Here is a 16,561-nt window from a genome sequence, read left to right as displayed (position 1 = left end):
TCGCCGCATTCGGCTTGCGAAACCGTCGTGGCCCATGGCATCTGTCTGACACAACGGACCGATCCGCAGCAGCATGGCAGCACGACCACCACCGCCCAACAGCAGGCCACCTGCCCGCAACGCTAGCACTGGCAAGCCGCACACTGGCAAACCGCCTGGCGTCAGCCTCAACCGAGCTTTGTCGAAGCTCGGCCTGTGCTCGCGCACGCAGGCCGAGGTGCTGATCGCCGAGGGCCGCGTACGCGTCGGCGGCAAGGTGGTGCGCAATGCGGCCCTCCGCGTCGACCTCAACCGCGACCGCATCGTCGTCGACGACCGGCCGGTGGTTGCCGAGCGCAAGGTTTATCTCATCCTCAACAAGCCGCGCGGTCTGGTCACAACCCGCGACGACCCGCAACAGCGCGACACCGTCTATGCCTGCCTCGACGGGCTCGACCTGCCCTTCGTCTCGCCGGTCGGCCGGCTCGACAAGGCGAGCGAAGGCTTGCTGTTGATGACCAACGACACCCAGTTTGCCAACCGGCTGATGGACCCGGCCTCGCATCTGCCCAAGACCTACCACGTGCAGATCGGCACGGTACCCGACGCCGCGATGCTGGAAAGATTGCTCGCCGGCGTGACCGTCGACGGCGAGACCCTGACCACGAACGTGATCGAGCTTCTGCGCAGCGGCGGCCGCACCGCGTGGCTGGAGATCGTGCTCGACGAGGGCCGTAACCGCCACATCCGCCGCCTGCTCGCCGCGCATGACATCGAAGTGCTGCGCCTCATCCGCATCGCCATCGGAAGCCTGCAACTCGGCGACCTCGCCAAGGGCACCGCGCGGCACCTGACGCCGGAGGAATTGGCGCTGCTGGCGGGGTAAGTGGCGGGTGCAGGCCCCTTCAACCGCGAGACCTCAAAAAATTCTTGCCCCCCACCGATGATTTCCGCTCACCCGCGCTGTCCTGATCTACAGGCGCTGGAATGGTCCAGACGCCGGACAAGCGAGGTGATCCATGGGATCGTTACAAGGTCAGAATGTCGTCGTCGTCGGAGGCAGCCGGGGTGTCGGCCGCGCGATCGTCGAAACCGTGTTGAGCGAAGGCGCGACGGTGCTCGCCGTTGCCCGCGGTACAGCCGATCTGAAGCAGCTCTCCTGGGAGAAACCCAAGGTGAAGACGCTAGCGGTCGACGCCACGCAGGAGATCGCGCCCGATGCGGTGTTCGCCGCGTTGGAGCCGGATGTACTGGTGATCTGCGCCGGCGCCCTTGCCCCGTCGGCGCCGGTCCAGGACCAAAGTTGGGATGACTTCTCCGCGAACTGGGACATGGACGTCAAGGCATCGTTCCTGTTTTGCAAGGCCGCACTTCAGGGCCGGCTGAAGCCGGGTAGCCGGGTGGTGCTGATCTCCAGTGGCGCGGCGCTCAGCGGCGGCCCACCGAACTCCGGCGGCTATTCCGGCGCCAAGCGCATGCAGATGTTCCTTGCCGCCCATTGCCAGAAGGAAGCCGACCGGCTCGGCCTTGGCCTGCGCTTCATGGCGCTGGTGCCCATGCGGATCATGCCGGACACTGGCGTCGGCCAGCGCGGCATCGACGGCATCTCGGCCTATCTCGGCATCAGCCCGGCGGATTTCCTCGCCAGCATGACCGACATGCAGACGCCGGGCGATGTCGGACACGCCGTGGTCGCGCTTGCCGGCGGCACGCTGCAAGGCGTCTCCTTCACCGTCAGCGGCAGCGGACTTGCCGCGGCGGCATGAGGCGCGCAGGATGCCAGTCGAATTCAACACGATGGGCTCGACATGACAGACGCTCCTGGCCCGCTTGAGCCAATGGGCGAACAAGGCCAGCCGGCCCTCGACCGGCTGGCCTTCGAGCGCCTGACATTGGCCCACCGCCGCGAACTCAAGCTGCACTGCTACCGGATGATGGGCACGCTGCACGAGGCCGACGACCTCGTCCAGGACACGTTCCTGAAAGCCTGGCGGAGCCGGTCGCAATTCGACGGCCGCGGCTCGCTGCGCGGCTGGCTCTACACGATCGCCACCAACAGCTGCCTCAATGCCATCAAGGCGAGGTCATCGGCGCATCGCATTGTCGAGCAGCCAGGACGGCCGCCGAGCGAAGGGCGGGCCGCTGCCGGACCCGCCGCAGAACTCGCCTGGCTGGAGCCCTACCCGGACACCGAGCTGCCGGACCTTGTCGACGGCGAACCCGGCCCGGAAGCGCGCTACGAGGCCCGCGAAGCGGTGCAACTCGCCTTCGTCGCCGCGATCCAGTCCTTGCCGCCCAGGCAGCGCGCCGCCCTTTTGCTGTGCGACGTGCTGGGCTGGTCGGCGCTCGAGAGCGCGCAATTGCTGGGCGGCTCCACCGCTTCGATCAACAGCGCCCTGCAGCGGGCCCGCGCAACGCTTGGGGCCCGCTATCCGCAGGGGCGTCCCGTGCAGCGGTCACGGCCCACCAGCGAAGAGGGCCTGTTGCTGGAGCGCTACATGCAGGCCTGGCAGGCGGCCAACCTCGACGACTTCATCGAACTGCTGCGCGAGGACGCCACCTACCACATGCCGCCATGGCTGGACTGGTATCAGGGCCGCCAGGCGATCCACGGTTTCTTCAAGACTGTGTGGGGCAATTTCGCCGGCTATCACGCGGTCGCCACCCGCGCCAACGGCCAGCCCGCGGTTGCGATCTATGCGCGGCGCCACCAGGATTCCGAATGGCGCGCCCAGTCGCTGCATGTCATCGAGCCGACCGACGGCGGTATCGCCTCGCTGACGGTCTATGTCGGCCCGATCGGCCCCGGCCTTTTTGCTCCCTTCGGCCTGCCGCCGGTCTGGCAGCCCTCCTGACGGGAAGCTGTCAGGAGGGCTGGTCTATATCTGCGCACGGGGGCCGGCAGCGGCCCCGGCAACCAGGGAGCATGCAATGAATTTCGTCTCCGTCCGCATCATCACGTCGGATGTTCAGCGCCTCGTGCACTTCTACGGCGAGATCACCGGCATGCCCGTGACGATCTACACCGAAGACTTCGCCGAACTGGCGACACCGGCCTGCACGCTGGCGATCGGCAGCACGCGCACCTTGCAGCTGTTCGGCGGCGACGTCGCCCGCCCCGCAGACAACCACACCGCCATCATCGAATTCCGCGTCGGCGACGTCGATGCGGAGTTCGCCAGGCTGTCCGACACCATCAAGGACGCGACCGTGCAGAAGCCGACCACCATGCCCTGGGGCAACCGCTCGCTGCTGTTCCGCGACCCGGACGGCAATCTGGTGAATTTCTTCACGCCGGTGACCGCCGAGGCGATCAAGAAATTCGACAAATAGCTGCCGATGGCGACCCTGCCGCAGGTCGCCCCAGGTTTCCATGCTGTCGCGCCTTTGGCAAACGAGGCGCCTTGCGGGAGTGGGTCAGTTTGGAATTCAACGCTCCATCATGCGCATGACGCGCACGGCATTGCCAACTAAGCCGGCGGAGGCTTCTGGCAGTTAGGAGCGGCGGTCACGGCTATTTCCTGAAGCGGCGGGCATGCCAGATCGGCATATGAGCAGAAAACGCAGCAATCACCCGCTAAGGGCTTCAAGAGCACGCTGCAGTTTTTGCATTCGTAGAAGTGAACACAGGCGTCGGTCGGCATCGTTTCCACAGACTGATGTCCGCACTCAGGGCAAGTAAGGGTGCTCTCAAGCTTCATTGCCACTCCGAAGCATTGCGATCGGGGCGAATTTCAAACTGAGACACTAGCCTTCACGATCACTACAATGGCATTGCCGATCACGTCGGCGGGCGTTTTGGCCCTTTGGTCCAATCGCCAGCTATTTGTCACCCTGCCTTGCTGAAGACGACCGTGCCGTCATCTTTGCGAACCTCCACCGCTACAATGCCGTCCTCCAGCTTTCGAGCGGGGAAAGTCGCCATGGCGTGATCCCTCGCAGCCTTCTCGGCATCGAATGGCGTCTTTGCCACAATGCCTGTTTTCCCATACCATATGACAGTGAAGGCCATGGCCGATCCTATGCCGTGCACTAAGCATATAGGAGATCGGAGATGCGACAACGGATCGATGTCGATCAAGGTGCAAGCCGACACCGCGCGCTTTTCTGAGCCACGTCGAACCATTCGGTCGCGGGACAGCTTTGGCAGTTGGCGCCTGCGCCCCCTATTTCTGGTTCCATTTGCGGATGACCGGCTCGGTCAGATCGTGCTCGTGGCCGAGCACGCTGATGCTTGCGGTGTCCAGCACGAACAGCCCGCCGCCTTCCGGCGGCAGGCCGATCCAGCGCGCCGCCAGCACGCGCAGGAAATGCGCGCTGGAAAACACCAGGATGTCGGCATTGGCCTTGCGCAGCGCGGCGATGATCGTGTCGGCCCGGGCGCCGACATCGGCCGCCGTCTCGCCCTTCGGGCAGCCATCGCGAAACACGTTCCAGCCCGGGCGCTCGGCCAGGATCTGTTTTGTCGTCAGCCCCTCGTAGGCGCCGTAGTCCCACTCCTGCAGATCGTCCTTCTTGACGCTCTCTGCGCCGAAGCCGGCCAGCACGCTGGTGTTGTAGGCACGCTGCGACGGGCTCGACCAGACGGCTGAAAACGACAGGCCCTTCAGCCGTTCGGCAACGCCGCGAGCGGCAGCCTCGCCGGCCGGCGTCAGCGGCATGTCGGTGCGGCCGGTGTGCTGCCCCGAAAGGCTCCACGCCGTCTCGCCATGGCGGACCAGATGGATCTGCGGAAACGCGCTGCTCATATGGATGCCCCTGAAAGTCGCCGGCACCTTAGAGGAGGACGCGGCAAAGGGGAATCCGGCTGACGCGAAAGTGTGTGGTTGCCTGGCCCTGTTCCGCATCAAGCTGGCCCCTGTGACGAGCCCGGTGGCGCAACTATATCAAGGTAGCCCTACAGGCTCTCACCACCACAAGGGCATCGGCCCTTGCGCAACAGGTCACATCATCATGTACACACATTTGCTGATCGCCACCGACGGATCGGAACTGGCCGACAAGGGCGTTGCCCACGGCCTGGCACTGGCCAGCCGCCTCGGCGCCACTGTTACCTTTGTCCACGTCACCGAACCATTCCCGATCTTCGCCTGGGGCGGCACCATGGCCGGCTATGCCGCCGGCGATGAATTCGTCGCCTATCAGGAAGGCGGTCGCCGATACGCCAATGACGTGCTCGACAAATGCAAGGCGTCGGCGGACCTCGCCAATGTGCGCGCTGAGGTGGTGCATATCGAGGACAAGAAGCCCGCCGAGGCGATCCTGGAACTGTCGCGGGCTGAGGGCTGCGACCTGATCGTGATGGCCTCGCACGGCCGCCGGGGACTGGGCAGGCTGCTGTTGGGAAGCCAGACGGCGGAGGTGCTGTCCTTCACCGAAATCCCGGTCCTGGTGGTGCGCTAAGCCTGCGCGGCTACAGCACCACCTCTCCCGCGAGATAGACCCCCAGGGCCAGCAGCCCGACGAAGAACACCGTGCGGAAGGTCTCGACGCTCATCCGTTGGCTCAGCGCCTGGCCGATGACCATGCCGGCCAGCGCCGGCACAAGGGCGGCGACCGACCCCGCCAGTTGCGCCGTCGGCGATGCGAAAGCGCCCGTTCTGAACAATCCGACGGCCAGCGCTGCCGTCGAGACGGTGAAGGACAGGCCGAGCGCCTGGATCAGGTCTTCCCTGTCCAGCCGCAGCGATTGCAGATAGGGCACGGCCGGGATGACGAAGACGCCAGTGGCGCCGGCGACCAGCCCGGTCGCCACGCCGACCAGCGGCGACGCCCACGCCTCGTGCCGCGCCGGCGTGGTGAAGCCGGCCCTGGCGAGGCCGACAAGCCCATAAAGCACCAGCGCCGCGCCCAGCCCCGCCGAGGCAAATCCCGTGTGCGAGCCGGTCAAAAGGCCGGCGCCGGCGACGCTGCCGAGCACGACACCGGCCATCATCGTCCACAGCCGCTTGCACAGGCCGCCGAAGGACGGGCCGGTCAACAATTGCCAGAGGTTGGTGACCAGCGACGGGATCAGCAGCAAGGCGGCGGCCTGCGCCGGTGGCATCGTCACCGCCAGCAGCCCCATTGCCACGGTCGGCAAACCCATGCCGACGACGCCCTTGACCACGCCAGCGGCGAGAAAGACCGCACCGATCCAGGTGATAACACCGGCGCTCAGCGCGATCGCACCTTCAGGACAGGATCAGTCATGCAGCAGCATGTCCGTGGCATCGGCCTCAGGGCTGGACATTGCCGGCGCGGCATCGCGGCTGACGGGGGTCGCGGTGCATCCCCGCAGGCCGGGCTCCGCCCGCACCATCGCAAGGCACGCCACAGCGACGGCCAGCACGATTGCCGTGCTTTCAAGAATGCCGGGCCGGCCTGATATTCGTTCGCTCATCACACATCTCCACCCGAAACTGTTTGACGCAGATGCGGGCCGGTCACAATGTGGAAGTTGCGCTGTCAGCCTTCGGCCAGGACGAAGGCTGACCTATGGAAGAAGCCACTGGCTTTGCCTGGCTGCCGAACCGTTTGCAGGAGCAGAAAATGCGCTTCGATCTGGTCGATCTCCGGCTGTTCCTGCTGGTGGCCGAGCGCGGCAGCATCACCCATGGCGCCGAACTCGCCGGCCTTGCCCTGGCCTCGGCCAGCGCCCGCATCAAGGGCATGGAGGATCGGCTCGGCGCGCCGCTGCTGGAACGTCGCCGCCGTGGTGTGGTGCCGACAGCGGCCGGACAGGCCCTGCTCCATCATGCGCGCGCCGTGCAGAACCAGATCGAGGCGATGGCCGGCGACCTCGGCGCCTACGCCACCGGTCTTCGCGCCCGCGTCCGGCTGCTCGCCAACACCGCCGCCACCGGCGAGCTGCTGCGTGGTGTCCTGCCGGCTTTCCTTGTCACGCATCCCCAGATCGACATCGATCTCGACGAGCGCCCCAGCCATGAGATCGCCGAGGCGGTGGCCAGCGGTGCGGCCGATCTCGGCATCGCCGCGACATGGGCCGGACTGTCGCATCTCGAGCAGAAACCGTTCTTCATCGACCGCCTGGTGGTGATCGCCGCGCGGAACTGGCCCGGCCTCGAAGGCCGCACCACCATGCTCGCCGACATTCTCGGTCAACCCTTCGTCGGGCTCGGCACCGGCCATGCGCTGCAGGAGCACGTCACACGCCAGGCCGCCCGCCTTGGCGGACATCTGCATGTCCGCATCCGCGTGCCCGGCCTCGACAATGTCTGCCGGCTGGTCGCGCAAGGCGCGGGCATCGCCATCGTGCCGGAAAGTGCGGCGCGCCGCTCGGCCCGCACGCTGCGCAGCCTGCGGCTGACCGACGACTGGGCAACGCGCCAGCTCAATCTGTGCGCCCGCCGCTTCGACGAGTTGACGCCGCAAGCGAAATTGCTGGCCGCCGCGCTGGTCTGAACCCGACAGCCCAATGGCCAGCAACCGCGACCGCGCAAGACGGCGCACCATGCCGCTTGGTGCGAAAACTACACCTTGCTTTTCAAAAATTCGTGACATAGCTTGTTTTCATATAGGCAAACAATTTGCCAATCTTTTTTCTTTTTATGAAAGACAGAGCTTTTGCGGGAACATCTCGATCTGACCGATCGGCGGCTGGTCAAACAGCTGTCGCAGGACGCGCAGCCGGGCATCAACCGCCTCGCCGAGATGTTGGCGATTTCGGTGCCGACGGTGCGGACGCGGCTGCGCAACCTGCTCGACCGCAACCTGCTGAAGATCGTCGGGCTCTTGAACCTGACCGAGCGTCCGGAGCTGATCTCGGCCATTGTCGGTATCAATGCGCAAGGACGCGGCCGGGCCCGCGAACTGGCGCAGCGCATTTCCGAACTGCCCTTCGTCAACTCGGCTTCGGTGGTCACCGGGCGCTTCGACATCATCGTCGATGTGACCGTGGCCGGTGACGTCGCCGATCTCTACCGCGTCACAAGCGAACTGATCCCGGGTGCCGGCGAGCCAGGCGAAGTCGTGCGCAGCGAGACCTTTGTCGTCATGGCGTCCTGCAACAAATGGGTCAGCCTGCCTGAAGGCTGCTGGTCGGACGACAGCGTCCGTAAGGAGCCGGCATGAAGATCGCGGTTCTCGGCGGCCTCGGCCTGCAAGGCCGGGCGGCCATCGCCGATCTCGTTGCCAGCGGTGTCGAGGAGGTGGTCTGCATCGACACGGCACCGGACGGTGCGGCTCGCCTTGACGGCCTGACCAACCTTGCCCGCGTGCGCTTCGTGGTACCGCAGGGCGCGATCGGGCCGGCGCTGGCCGGCGTACTGGCGGATGTCGACGCCGTCATCGACCTGCTGCCGCAGCCGCTGATGCGCGAGGCGGTCCAGGCCGCGATCGCAACGCGCACCCCGCTGGTCACCACCAATTACGGCAAGGCCATTGCCGACCTCGCGCCGGCCGCCGAACAGGCCGGCGTCCCCATCGTGACCGAATGCGGGCTCGACCCCGGCATCGACCTGGTGCTCTACGCGCGCGCCGCAAGGCAGTTCGATACCATCGCCGCGATCGATTCCTATTGCGGCGGCATCCCCGAGCCGACGGCGATGGCGAAGCCCCTTTGCTACAAGGTGAGCTGGAACTTCGACATGGTTCTGGTCAGCCAGAACCGTGACAGCGTGATGATCGAGGACGGCGAGCGCGTCGCGGTGCCGGCCGGCCGGCAGCACGACAATCCTTTCATCCACGAGATCGAGGTTGCGGGTCTGGGCACGCTTGAAGCCTTCCCCAATGGCGATGCGCTGCACTATGTCGAGATGCTGGACGCGGCAAAAGGGCTGAGCCGCTCGGGCCGCTATACGCTGCGCTGGCCGGGATGGTCGGCCTTCTGGGCGCCGCTGAAGGAACTCGGCTTCCTTTCCGAAGACAAGGTGCCGGGCACCAGTTCCAGCCCGCGCGAATTCCTAGGCCGGCTGCTCGGGCCTCAACTGCAGTACGGCCCCGGCGAAAAGGACCTTTGCGTGATGCGCAATGTCTTTTCCGGCCTCGAAGGCGGCCGCCGCAAGACGGTGACCTCGGACCTGATCATCGAGCGCGACCTGGCCTCCGGCCTGTTCGGCATGAGCCTCGGCGTCGGCTATCCCGCCAGCATCGTGGCGCAGATGCTGGCGCGGTGCGAGATCACCAAACCAGGCCTGCTCAACCCGCTGCTCGATGTGCCCGATGGTCGCTTCTTCGACGAGTTGGCCAGGCGCGGCATCACTGTGACCGAGACGGTGGCCTGGGACTGAGGGTTTTCGAACGGTGGATGCCGCCGGCAACGGCGCTGCCGCTCAAAAAAGCACCCCGAAGGGTGAAACAACAACGTGGAACAATAAAACAAGGAGGAATGCCAAATGAAGATTGCCAGACTTTTCATCGCTGGACTTGCGCTCGCCGGCCTCACCGCGGCGGCCAGTGCCGGAACGCTCGACGACATCACCAAGCGTGGCGAGTTGCGCGTCGCCGTGCAGACACAGGGACCGCCCTTCTCGCTGGTCGGCGCCAATGGCGAACGCACCGGCAGTTCGGTTGAACTGGCCGAACTGATGGCCAAGGAAATGGGCGTCAAGATCACCTTCCTGGACTTCGACTGGGACGGCCTGATCCCAGCGCTGCTGTCGGGCAAGGCCGATCTTCTGGTCGCCGACATGACGCCGACGCTGGCGCGCGGCATGAAGGTCGCCTTCACCAAGCCTTACATGTATACGGGCAGCACCGTCTTCACCAAGGCCGATAGCAAGTTCAAGACCACCGAGGACTGCAAGGCCAAAGGCACCAAGATCGCCGTGCTGCTCGGGGCCACCGGCGAGAAGGAGGCCAAGGCCGTCTTCACGGATGCCGACATCAAGAGCTACAAGGGCGGCGGTCCGCTGCTGCTCGACGCCGTCAACAACGGCCAGGCCGATTGCGGCGTCAACGACGTCTCGGCGGTGACAGGCCAGTCGACCGCCTATCCTGCCGGCACCTTCACCATCATGCCGGAGCTTTTGTCGAAGGAACCGCTTGCCTTCGCCACCCGCTATGACGAGCCCGACCTGCTGGTCTGGATGAACCTGTTCCTCGACCAGGTCAGCATCGACGGCCGCTTGCAGAAGAACCTCGACTACTGGGTCAATTCCGACGCCTGGAAGAAGGACCACTAACCAAGCCTTGGAATCCAGGCGGTTTCGCGCGTCTTAGGCGCCGCGAAGCCGCCTGGCTTTTCACTTCGCCCGCTTTGGGAACCGCCCAGCGATGCTCGAAAATTTCAGTTTCCGCACCATCGTCGAATATCTGCCGCTGTTCGGGCAGGGCCTGGTCACGACCGTGTGGCTGTCGGCGCTGTCCTTTCTCGGCGCGCTTGCCGTCGGCATCGTGCTGTGCGCCATGAATCTGCAGCGCGCCCGGCTGTTTCGTGCCCCGGCCAAGGCCTATATCGACGCCGTGCGCGCCACGCCCTTGCTGGCGCAGCTCTATTTCCTCTATTTCGGCCTGCCCCGGCTCGGCTTCGTGCTGCCCGAACTGGTCGTCGGTATCCTCGCGCTGTCTCTGAACAGCGGCGCCTATGTCGCTGAAATCATTCGTGCCGGTATCCTGTCGATTCCGCGTGGCCAGGTCGAAGCCAGCGTCGCCTCCGGCATGACCTATGTCCAGCGCATGCGCCTGGTCATCCTGCCGCAAGCCTTCAAGGTGACGATCCCGCCGTTGCTCGGCCAGGCGATCGTACTGGTCAAGGATTCCGCATTGCTGTCGCTGATCTCGGTTGCCGAGCTGACCCGCGCCGGCCAGTTGCTCGCCTCCGACCGCTTCATGCCGGCGGAAGGTTTCCTCACCATCGCCGCCTTCTACCTGCTGCTCTACTACTGCCTGAAGGGGCTGGCTGCTCTCTCCGGTCGTTGGCTCGGCACAGCGGGGGCGCGGACATGATCTGGCAACAGCTGCAAAGCCTCGCCGGCAGCTATCCGCTGGCGCTGCGCGGCCTCGGCATGACGGTGGTGCTGTCACTGATCAGCCTGGTGCTCGGCACGCTGCTCGGCTTCGGCCTCGGCATCCTGCGCACCGGCGGCAACCGGCTGGTGGGCAGCGTCATCGGCGCCTGGGTCGACCTGATCCGCGGCACGCCGTTCCTGGTACAGATCTTCCTGATCTTCTTCATCCTGCCGGAGTTCGGCATCGAGCTCGACGCCTTCACCGCCGGCATCATCGCGCTGACCAACCTTGCCGCCTGCTTCATCTGCGAGATCGTCGCCGCCGGCATTCGTTCGGTGCCGACCGGCCAGGTCGAGGCTGCACTGGCATCCGGCCTATCGCGCTGGCAGCGCATGCGCCAGGTGGTGCTGCCGCAGGCGATGCGCATCGTGCTGCCGCCGCTGGTCGGGCAATATGTGCTGCTGATCAAGGACTCTTCGGTGGTCTCGGCGATCGGGCTGACCGACCTCACCCGCGTCGGCTGGCTGGTGGTGCAGCGTGTGCCCAACGGCCTGCTGGTCTTCTTCCTCGTCGGTGTCGGTTATTTCATCGTCTGCTATCCCCTGATCATGCTCGCCCGCCGGCTCGAGCGCCGCATGGGCGCGGCGCATGGCGAGGTGCAGCTGTGACATCGAACTCCAAAGGTCCGGCAACTATGAGCAAAACGGGCATGACCAAAACCGGTATGATCGACTTTCGCGGCGTCAACAAATGGTTCGGCGCGCTGAACGTCCTGAAGGACATCACGCTCAGCGTCGAGCCGCGCGAGGTGGTCGTCGTCTGCGGCCCCAGCGGCTCCGGCAAGAGCACGCTGATCCGCTGCGTCAACGGCCTGGAGACGATCAAGGACGGCGATCTCGTCGTCGACGGCCAGCGCCTCGGCGATCCCGCCACCAACATGACGCAGCTGCGCACCGAGATCGGCTTCGTCTTCCAGTCGTTCAACCTCTACCCGCACAAGACAGCGCTCGAAAATGTCACGCTGGCGCCCATCCATGTCCGCAAGATCCCGCGCACTGAAGCCGAAAAGGCCGGGCGCGAATTGCTGGCCAAGGTCGGGCTGGCCGACAAGGTCAACGCCTATCCGGCGCAGCTCTCCGGCGGCCAGCAGCAGCGCGTCGCGATCGCGCGCTGCCTCGGCATGCGGCCCAAGATCATGCTGTTCGACGAGCCGACCTCAGCGCTCGACCCCGAGATGATTTCGGAAGTGCTCGACGTCATGGTGGCGGTCGCCGAGGAAGGCATGACCATGATGGTGGTGACGCATGAGATGGGCTTTGCCCGCAAGGTCGCCCAGCGCGTGGTGTTCATGGATGCCGGCGCCATCGTCGAAAGCGGCACGCCCGACGAATTCTTCTCGCACCCCAAGACCGACCGCAGCCGGGCTTTCCTGAGCAAGATTTTGCGGCACTAAGTATCCGGGCTAGCTCGCCTCTTCCGGACTGCCGCCAATCGCAAACGCAACCCGGCTTTCGCCCCGTCTCAGCAGCGCGATGGCGGAGAAGGCGATGACGCCGCTCGCGGCGACGATCACCAGCACCCACAGCGAATTGGCGACGGATGTCCGCGCCATCATGAAGGCGAGCGCGAACGGTGCGAAGGCCGAGGTGAACTGGCGGGCAGCGCTCGCCCATCCCAGCCGCGCGCCATAGCCTTTGCGGCCGAAGAGCTCGAGCGGCAAGCTGCCGCCGACGATGCTGGTGAGGCCGGAACCAAGGCCGAACAGCAGCACGAACAGGAAAGCGCCGGGCAGCCAAGGCGTGGTCAACAGCAGCGTGCACAGCCCGGCCGTGAGCAGCGACGCGGCAATGACGGCGAGATGCGTCTGCTGAAGGCGCCCGCCGAACAGCATGTTGATCAGTCGGCTGGCGACCTGCGCCGGCCCGAACAGGGTCGAAACGAAGAGACCGGCCGTGCCGAGCCCAAGTGCCGCCGTCAGCGGCACCATGTGGATGAGGATCGCCGACAGCACGAAGCCCTCGGAGGCGAACCCTGCCAGCATCAGCAGGAACACGGCCTGCCCGCGTCGCGGATCGAGTGCCGCGCCCGCTTCATGGGCCGGCCCGCGCTCTGGCGGCGCGGCCGTCGCGTGGCGGCGCGACAGGCGCATCAGCCAGGCGTGGATCGGCAGGCAGAGCCCGAGATTGAGCGCCGCGAACAGCAGATAGACCTCGCGCCATGTCAAATGCGCATGCAGCGCCGAGGTCAGCGGCCAGAACAGCGTCGAGGCGAACCCTGCGATGAGCGTCAGGTGGGTGATGCTGCGTTGCGGCCGGGGAACCCCGATCTGCACGATCGCCACGAAGGCGGCGCTGTAGAGGACGAAACTGGAGGCCAGCTCCATCGCCAGCAAGGCCAGAACAAAGGTCACGCGGCCGGGCGAGACGGCGCACAGCGCCAGCGCGACGGCTGCCGCGACCGAGCCGATGGTCATGATGCGCCCGGCGCCGAAGCGGTCGGCCCAGCGCCCGGCCGTGGGCGCGAACAGGCTGCCGGCAAACAGCGAGGCGGACAGCCCGCCGAACACCCACCCTTCCGTGAGACCGAACTCCCTGGCCATCGCCGGAGCCAGGATCGAAAAGCTGTAATAGAGCGTGCCGTAGCCGATGATCTGCGTCAGCCCGAGCGCCCATATCGCCTTGCGCAGGACAGACCGGTCAGGCATCGACGCCCACGGCTTCCGTCGCCTTGGCGCCAACCGATGGGCCTGTTGCGCAGCCGCAGCCCGACGCACCCTTTGCCTTGGCGTCCGCGTCCTCGACGCAGCAGGCATCGACATTGGCGGGCGCGGGCCCGCCGCAACAACCAGCACTGTCCGATCCCGTCACGACATCGGCGCTGCACACGCCGGTCTCCGGCAGCACCAGCCGCACCTCGCGCGCCGCGACATGGTCTCCGGCAATGTCGGCGACCACCGAGCGGACCTGCTCGTAGCCGGTCGCCGTCAGGAAGGTCGGGGCGCGGCCGTAGGATTTCGAGCCGACGATGGTGAAGCCGGGTTCGGGATGGGCAAGTTCCCGGATGCCATGCGCGGGAACCGTGCCGCACGAGTGGAAATTCGGATCGATCAGCGGCGCCAGCGCCGGCGGCGCTTCGACGGCGGGATCGAGCGCGAGGCGGATTTCGCCGAGGAACGACAGGTCGGGCCTGAAGCCCGTAGTGACGACGATGCGATCGACGGAAAGGCTGAATGGCTTGCCGGCCAGGCTGGCGTCGACGGCAAGCCCCTCGCCTTGCATTTCGATGCGGTTGACGGCGAAGGCCGCCAGCATGTTCAGCCTTCCATCGGCCATCGCCTGCTTGGCGGCGAGGCCAAGCGCGCCACGTTCCGGCAATTGGTCGTTCAGCCCGCCGCCAAGCAGCCGGTCGACGCTGGCATGACGGAGCGCCCAGAAAATCTCGGTGCCGGGTGCTGCGTCCTGCAGCTCCATGAGCGCCAGGGCGACGTTGATCGCCGAATGCCCGCCGCCGATGACGAGGACACGCTTGCCCGCATAGCTGTCCCTGGCATTGCCGACCACGTCGGGAATGCCATAGGCAATGCGCCCGCAAGCCGCGCCTTCGCCGGCAACCGGCAACCCGTCGACGCCGATGGGGTTGGGCCGCGACCATGTTCCGGACGCGTCGATGACGGCGCGCGCGAGAACGCGGTGCTCGCCGCTCGCATCGCTATAGCGGATGACGAAGGGGGCGTCCTTGCGACCGTCATTTGCGACCTTGTCATGTCCCTGGCGGGTGATCGCGGTGACCTCGGCGCCGAGCTTCAAATTGGCTGCGATGCCGGCAAGTGCGGCAAGCGGCGCCAGATAGTCGCGCACGATCTCGCCCCCGGTCGGCAAGCCTCGCATGTCCGGCGCCGTCCAGCCGGAGCGGTCCAGCAGCGCCCGCGCCGCCGCGTCGATATTGTATTGCCATGGCGAGAACACCCGCACATGGCCCCATTCGAGCAGTGCGGCGCCAACGCTTTCACCGCGCTCGAGGATCAGCGGGCGGATGCCGCGCTCGACCAGATGCGCGGCGGCGGCGAGGCCGACCGGACCTGCGCCGATCACCGCGACGGGAAGGTTGGCCATCATGTCCATATGTTCGATCCTTCCGGTATCTTCGAATTACAAAGCGAAAAAAATCAGGCCAGCGCTTTGCCGACGGCAGGCGCACAGGCGGCATCCGCGCAGCACTCGTCGGCGAGATAGCCGATCAGCGCATTCATGCCCGGATAGTTGGCGCGGCAGATCAGTGTCGTCGCTTGCCGTTCCTGCGTCACAAGGCCGGTATCGACCAGCCGCTTGAGGTGATGCGACAGCGTCGAGGACGGAATATCGAGCTTGCCCTGGACGCTGCCGACGGCAAGCCCATCGTCACCGGCGCGCACGAGAATGCGGTAAAGCTGAAGCCGCGTCGGATTGCCGAGCGCTTCGAGCTGGGCGGCTGCTTTTTCGAGTTTCATGGAAATAAGCTACGCGGCGCCTGTCGAGTCGTCAACCCAATTTCGACAAATATGGAAATAGCGTCAGCCGAGCCGCTTGCCCGAAGTGTCGATGACCGCCTCGCCATCCTCCTTCGTGAACCCGCCGATGTCCGGATTGGGCAGGATGCCCAGCACCTTTTCCGACGGCCGGGCCAGCACCACGCCAAGCGGGCTCACCACGATCGGCCGGTTGATCAGGATCGGATGCGCCAGCATGAAATCGAGGATCTCGTCGTCGGACCACTTCGGGTCGGCAAGGCCGAGTTCGGCGTAGGGCGTGCCCTTCTCGCGCAGCAGCTCGCGCGGTGTCATGTCCATGGAAGCGATCAACTCGACCAGCTTTTGTCGTGACGGCGGCGTCTTCAGATACTCGATCACCTCCGGTTCCTCGCCCGACTGCCGGATGATGGCCAGCGTGTTGCGCGAGGTGCCGCAATCGGGATTGTGATAGATGGTGATGGTCATTTCGCGGCCTGCATCTGTCTGGCTGGTTTCGGTTCGGCAAGCAACCAGCCCGCCAGGGCCATGGCCAGCAGCGCGCCCAGCAATTCGGCTGAGATGAAACCCGGCAGGTCGACCGGGCGGATGCCGGAAAACGTGTCCGACAAGGCACGGGCGATGGCGACGGCCGGATTGGCGAACGAGGTCGAGGCCGTGAACCAGTAGGCGGCCGTTATGTAAAGCCCGACCAGCCAGGGGATCGCGTCGGAACGGAAGCGCAGGCCTGCCAGGATGGTGAAGACGAGGCCGAAGGCGGCGACTGTCTCCGCGAGCCATTGCCCGGCTCCGGTCCGCACCGTCACCGAGGCCTGCAAGATCGGCAGTTCGAACATGGCGTGCGCCAGGAATGTCCCGGCGATGCCGCCGACGATTTGGGCGACGACATAGGCGAGCGCCGCCCTCGTGTCGATTTCGCGGCGGAGCGCGAACACCAGCGTGACTGCCGGATTGAAATGCGCTCCTGAAACCGGTCCGAGTATCGTGATCAGCACGACAAGGATCGCTCCCGTCGGCAGCGTGTTGCCGAGCAGCGAAATGGCAACGTCGTGCGTCAGCCGGGATGCCATGATGCCGGAGCCGACCACGGCCGCGACCAGCAGCGCGGTTCCCAGCGCTTCGGCAACGCAGCGGCGTGGCAGGTCGCTCGCCACGGCGCTTAGCCGGCCTTCGGCAGGGTGCGGGCGA

General features: G+C 65.8%; 22 protein-coding genes. 12 read left to right on the top strand and 10 right to left on the bottom strand.

The features are described 5' to 3' along the window. Nucleotides 1-73: 73 nt before the first annotated feature. The 4 genes from AC1DZU_RS06925 (at nucleotide 74) to AC1DZU_RS06910 (ending at nucleotide 3,312) form a co-directional block, all read left to right on the top strand. Nucleotides 74-865 carry a pseudouridine synthase gene (locus tag AC1DZU_RS06925; protein WP_477282998.1) on the top strand — a complete coding sequence of 264 codons (792 nt, stop codon included), beginning with the start codon at nucleotides 74-76 and terminating at the stop codon, nucleotides 863-865. A gap of 133 nt (nucleotides 866-998) precedes the next feature. Further along, nucleotides 999-1,745: an SDR family NAD(P)-dependent oxidoreductase gene (locus tag AC1DZU_RS06920; RefSeq protein WP_477282996.1), complete on the top strand. Its 747-nt coding sequence runs from the start codon at nucleotides 999-1,001 to the stop codon at nucleotides 1,743-1,745. Nucleotides 1,746-1,787: 42 nt separating this feature from the next. Then, nucleotides 1,788-2,834 (top strand): RNA polymerase subunit sigma-70, encoded by a 1,047-nt coding sequence (locus AC1DZU_RS06915; RefSeq protein WP_477282994.1) that lies wholly within the window; start codon nucleotides 1,788-1,790, stop codon nucleotides 2,832-2,834. Nucleotides 2,835-2,910: 76 nt separating this feature from the next. Further along, nucleotides 2,911-3,312, top strand: coding sequence for a VOC family protein (locus AC1DZU_RS06910; RefSeq protein ID WP_477282992.1), 402 nt, complete (start codon nucleotides 2,911-2,913; stop codon nucleotides 3,310-3,312). A 137-nt stretch (nucleotides 3,313-3,449) separates the two neighbouring features. Here the strand turns inward: AC1DZU_RS06910 and AC1DZU_RS06905 are convergent, their stop codons facing one another. The 3 genes from AC1DZU_RS06905 to AC1DZU_RS06895 form a co-directional block, all read right to left on the bottom strand. Next, nucleotides 3,450-3,680: a GDCCVxC domain-containing (seleno)protein gene (locus AC1DZU_RS06905; protein ID WP_477282990.1), complete on the bottom strand. Its 231-nt coding sequence runs from the start codon at nucleotides 3,678-3,680 to the stop codon at nucleotides 3,450-3,452. A 128-nt stretch (nucleotides 3,681-3,808) separates the two neighbouring features. Beyond that, complete coding sequence (locus AC1DZU_RS06900) at nucleotides 3,809-3,952, bottom strand: hypothetical protein (protein ID WP_269907011.1); 144 nt, start codon at nucleotides 3,950-3,952, stop codon at nucleotides 3,809-3,811. A gap of 193 nt (nucleotides 3,953-4,145) precedes the next feature. Then, nucleotides 4,146-4,727 carry a histidine phosphatase family protein gene (locus AC1DZU_RS06895; RefSeq protein ID WP_477282988.1) on the bottom strand — a complete coding sequence of 194 codons (582 nt, stop codon included), beginning with the start codon at nucleotides 4,725-4,727 and terminating at the stop codon, nucleotides 4,146-4,148. Nucleotides 4,728-4,932: 205 nt separating this feature from the next. On the opposite strand from AC1DZU_RS06895, the gene AC1DZU_RS06890 reads away from it, so the two are divergent. After that, nucleotides 4,933-5,382: a universal stress protein gene (locus AC1DZU_RS06890; RefSeq protein WP_477282986.1), complete on the top strand. Its 450-nt coding sequence runs from the start codon at nucleotides 4,933-4,935 to the stop codon at nucleotides 5,380-5,382. Between the two features lie 10 nt (nucleotides 5,383-5,392). Here AC1DZU_RS06890 and AC1DZU_RS06885 read toward each other — a convergent pair whose 3' ends face one another. Both AC1DZU_RS06885 and AC1DZU_RS06880 read right to left on the bottom strand, forming a co-directional pair. After that, nucleotides 5,393-6,139, bottom strand: coding sequence for a sulfite exporter TauE/SafE family protein (locus AC1DZU_RS06885; RefSeq protein ID WP_477283281.1), 747 nt, complete (start codon nucleotides 6,137-6,139; stop codon nucleotides 5,393-5,395). 24 nt (nucleotides 6,140-6,163) lie between these two features. Beyond that, on the bottom strand, nucleotides 6,164-6,361 hold the full coding sequence (locus AC1DZU_RS06880; protein ID WP_477282984.1) for a hypothetical protein: 198 nt from the start codon (nucleotides 6,359-6,361) through the stop codon (nucleotides 6,164-6,166). Between the two features lie 149 nt (nucleotides 6,362-6,510). Here AC1DZU_RS06880 and AC1DZU_RS06875 point away from each other — a divergent pair, with 149 nt between their 5' ends. The 7 genes from AC1DZU_RS06875 to AC1DZU_RS06845 all read left to right on the top strand — a co-directional run bounded on the left by AC1DZU_RS06875 (nucleotide 6,511) and on the right by AC1DZU_RS06845 (nucleotide 12,322). Further along, a complete protein-coding gene (locus tag AC1DZU_RS06875) occupies nucleotides 6,511-7,383 on the top strand; it encodes a LysR substrate-binding domain-containing protein (protein ID WP_477283279.1) in 873 nt (290 codons plus the stop codon). Nucleotides 7,384-7,545: 162 nt separating this feature from the next. Continuing rightward, complete coding sequence (locus tag AC1DZU_RS06870) at nucleotides 7,546-8,052, top strand: Lrp/AsnC family transcriptional regulator (protein ID WP_184875465.1); 507 nt, start codon at nucleotides 7,546-7,548, stop codon at nucleotides 8,050-8,052. Continuing rightward, entirely contained in the window at nucleotides 8,049-9,209 is a 1,161-nt protein-coding gene (locus AC1DZU_RS06865; RefSeq protein WP_477282982.1) for a saccharopine dehydrogenase family protein, read from the top strand. Before AC1DZU_RS06870 ends, AC1DZU_RS06865 begins: the two co-directional genes overlap by 4 nt. A gap of 105 nt (nucleotides 9,210-9,314) precedes the next feature. After that, entirely contained in the window at nucleotides 9,315-10,103 is a 789-nt protein-coding gene (locus AC1DZU_RS06860; protein WP_477282980.1) for an ABC transporter substrate-binding protein, read from the top strand. 91 nt (nucleotides 10,104-10,194) lie between these two features. After that, the gene (locus tag AC1DZU_RS06855; protein ID WP_477282978.1) at nucleotides 10,195-10,866 is read left to right on the top strand and encodes an amino acid ABC transporter permease; all 672 of its coding nucleotides are present in this window, start codon (nucleotides 10,195-10,197) and stop codon (nucleotides 10,864-10,866) included. Then, a complete protein-coding gene (locus tag AC1DZU_RS06850; RefSeq protein ID WP_477282976.1) occupies nucleotides 10,863-11,537 on the top strand; it encodes an amino acid ABC transporter permease in 675 nt (224 codons plus the stop codon). Before AC1DZU_RS06855 ends, AC1DZU_RS06850 begins: the two co-directional genes overlap by 4 nt. A 41-nt stretch (nucleotides 11,538-11,578) precedes the next feature. Beyond that, nucleotides 11,579-12,322, top strand: a complete 744-nt coding sequence (locus AC1DZU_RS06845) for an amino acid ABC transporter ATP-binding protein (protein ID WP_477282974.1) — start codon at nucleotides 11,579-11,581, stop codon at nucleotides 12,320-12,322. A gap of 9 nt (nucleotides 12,323-12,331) precedes the next feature. On the opposite strand, the gene arsK is transcribed toward AC1DZU_RS06845, so the two are convergent. From arsK to AC1DZU_RS06820, 5 genes are all read right to left on the bottom strand, one after another. Next, complete coding sequence (gene arsK / locus AC1DZU_RS06840; RefSeq protein WP_477282972.1) at nucleotides 12,332-13,573, bottom strand: arsenite efflux MFS transporter ArsK; 1,242 nt, start codon at nucleotides 13,571-13,573, stop codon at nucleotides 12,332-12,334. Beyond that, nucleotides 13,566-14,990: an NAD(P)-binding domain-containing protein gene (locus AC1DZU_RS06835; protein WP_477282970.1), complete on the bottom strand. Its 1,425-nt coding sequence runs from the start codon at nucleotides 14,988-14,990 to the stop codon at nucleotides 13,566-13,568. The genes arsK and AC1DZU_RS06835 overlap by 8 nt, the downstream gene beginning before the upstream one ends. A gap of 44 nt (nucleotides 14,991-15,034) precedes the next feature. Further along, nucleotides 15,035-15,355, bottom strand: coding sequence for an ArsR/SmtB family transcription factor (locus AC1DZU_RS06830; RefSeq protein WP_095091165.1), 321 nt, complete (start codon nucleotides 15,353-15,355; stop codon nucleotides 15,035-15,037). 63 nt (nucleotides 15,356-15,418) lie between these two features. After that, a complete protein-coding gene (arsC, locus tag AC1DZU_RS06825; RefSeq protein ID WP_477282968.1) occupies nucleotides 15,419-15,841 on the bottom strand; it encodes an arsenate reductase (glutaredoxin) in 423 nt (140 codons plus the stop codon). Beyond that, nucleotides 15,838-16,527 (bottom strand): aquaporin, encoded by a 690-nt coding sequence (locus tag AC1DZU_RS06820; RefSeq protein ID WP_477283277.1) that lies wholly within the window; start codon nucleotides 16,525-16,527, stop codon nucleotides 15,838-15,840. Before AC1DZU_RS06820 ends, arsC begins: the two co-directional genes overlap by 4 nt. Nucleotides 16,528-16,561: the final 34 nt, after the last annotated feature.

The sequence above is a fragment of the Mesorhizobium sp. P2_A12 genome (assembly GCF_056405075.1).
Note: the sequence above shows the minus strand (reverse complement) of the source record. Positions and strands in the feature narration are given on the sequence as shown.

Bases quoted from the DNA above. Each gene is read 5' to 3' on its own strand.
- arsC (WP_477282968.1), bottom strand. From the start codon at position 15,841: ATGACCATCACCATCTATCACAATCCCGATTGCGGCACCTCGCGCAAC.
- AC1DZU_RS06890 (WP_477282986.1), top strand. From the start codon at position 4,933: ATGTACACACATTTGCTGATCGCCACCGACGGATCGGAACTGGCCGAC.
- arsK (WP_477282972.1), bottom strand. From the start codon at position 13,573: ATGCCTGACCGGTCTGTCCTGCGCAAGGCGATATGGGCGCTCGGGCTG.
- AC1DZU_RS06905 (WP_477282990.1), bottom strand. From the start codon at position 3,680: ATGAAGCTTGAGAGCACCCTTACTTGCCCTGAGTGCGGACATCAGTCT.
- AC1DZU_RS06925 (WP_477282998.1), top strand. From the start codon at position 74: ATGGCAGCACGACCACCACCGCCCAACAGCAGGCCACCTGCCCGCAAC.
- AC1DZU_RS06835 (WP_477282970.1), bottom strand. From the start codon at position 14,990: ATGGACATGATGGCCAACCTTCCCGTCGCGGTGATCGGCGCAGGTCCG.
- AC1DZU_RS06875 (WP_477283279.1), top strand. From the start codon at position 6,511: ATGCGCTTCGATCTGGTCGATCTCCGGCTGTTCCTGCTGGTGGCCGAG.
- AC1DZU_RS06910 (WP_477282992.1), top strand. From the start codon at position 2,911: ATGAATTTCGTCTCCGTCCGCATCATCACGTCGGATGTTCAGCGCCTC.
- AC1DZU_RS06860 (WP_477282980.1), top strand. From the start codon at position 9,315: ATGAAGATTGCCAGACTTTTCATCGCTGGACTTGCGCTCGCCGGCCTC.
- AC1DZU_RS06830 (WP_095091165.1), bottom strand. From the start codon at position 15,355: ATGAAACTCGAAAAAGCAGCCGCCCAGCTCGAAGCGCTCGGCAATCCG.
- AC1DZU_RS06895 (WP_477282988.1), bottom strand. From the start codon at position 4,727: ATGAGCAGCGCGTTTCCGCAGATCCATCTGGTCCGCCATGGCGAGACG.
- AC1DZU_RS06915 (WP_477282994.1), top strand. From the start codon at position 1,788: ATGACAGACGCTCCTGGCCCGCTTGAGCCAATGGGCGAACAAGGCCAG.
- AC1DZU_RS06850 (WP_477282976.1), top strand. From the start codon at position 10,863: ATGATCTGGCAACAGCTGCAAAGCCTCGCCGGCAGCTATCCGCTGGCG.
- AC1DZU_RS06880 (WP_477282984.1), bottom strand. From the start codon at position 6,361: ATGAGCGAACGAATATCAGGCCGGCCCGGCATTCTTGAAAGCACGGCA.
- AC1DZU_RS06845 (WP_477282974.1), top strand. From the start codon at position 11,579: ATGACCAAAACCGGTATGATCGACTTTCGCGGCGTCAACAAATGGTTC.
- AC1DZU_RS06855 (WP_477282978.1), top strand. From the start codon at position 10,195: ATGCTCGAAAATTTCAGTTTCCGCACCATCGTCGAATATCTGCCGCTG.
- AC1DZU_RS06920 (WP_477282996.1), top strand. From the start codon at position 999: ATGGGATCGTTACAAGGTCAGAATGTCGTCGTCGTCGGAGGCAGCCGG.
- AC1DZU_RS06865 (WP_477282982.1), top strand. From the start codon at position 8,049: ATGAAGATCGCGGTTCTCGGCGGCCTCGGCCTGCAAGGCCGGGCGGCC.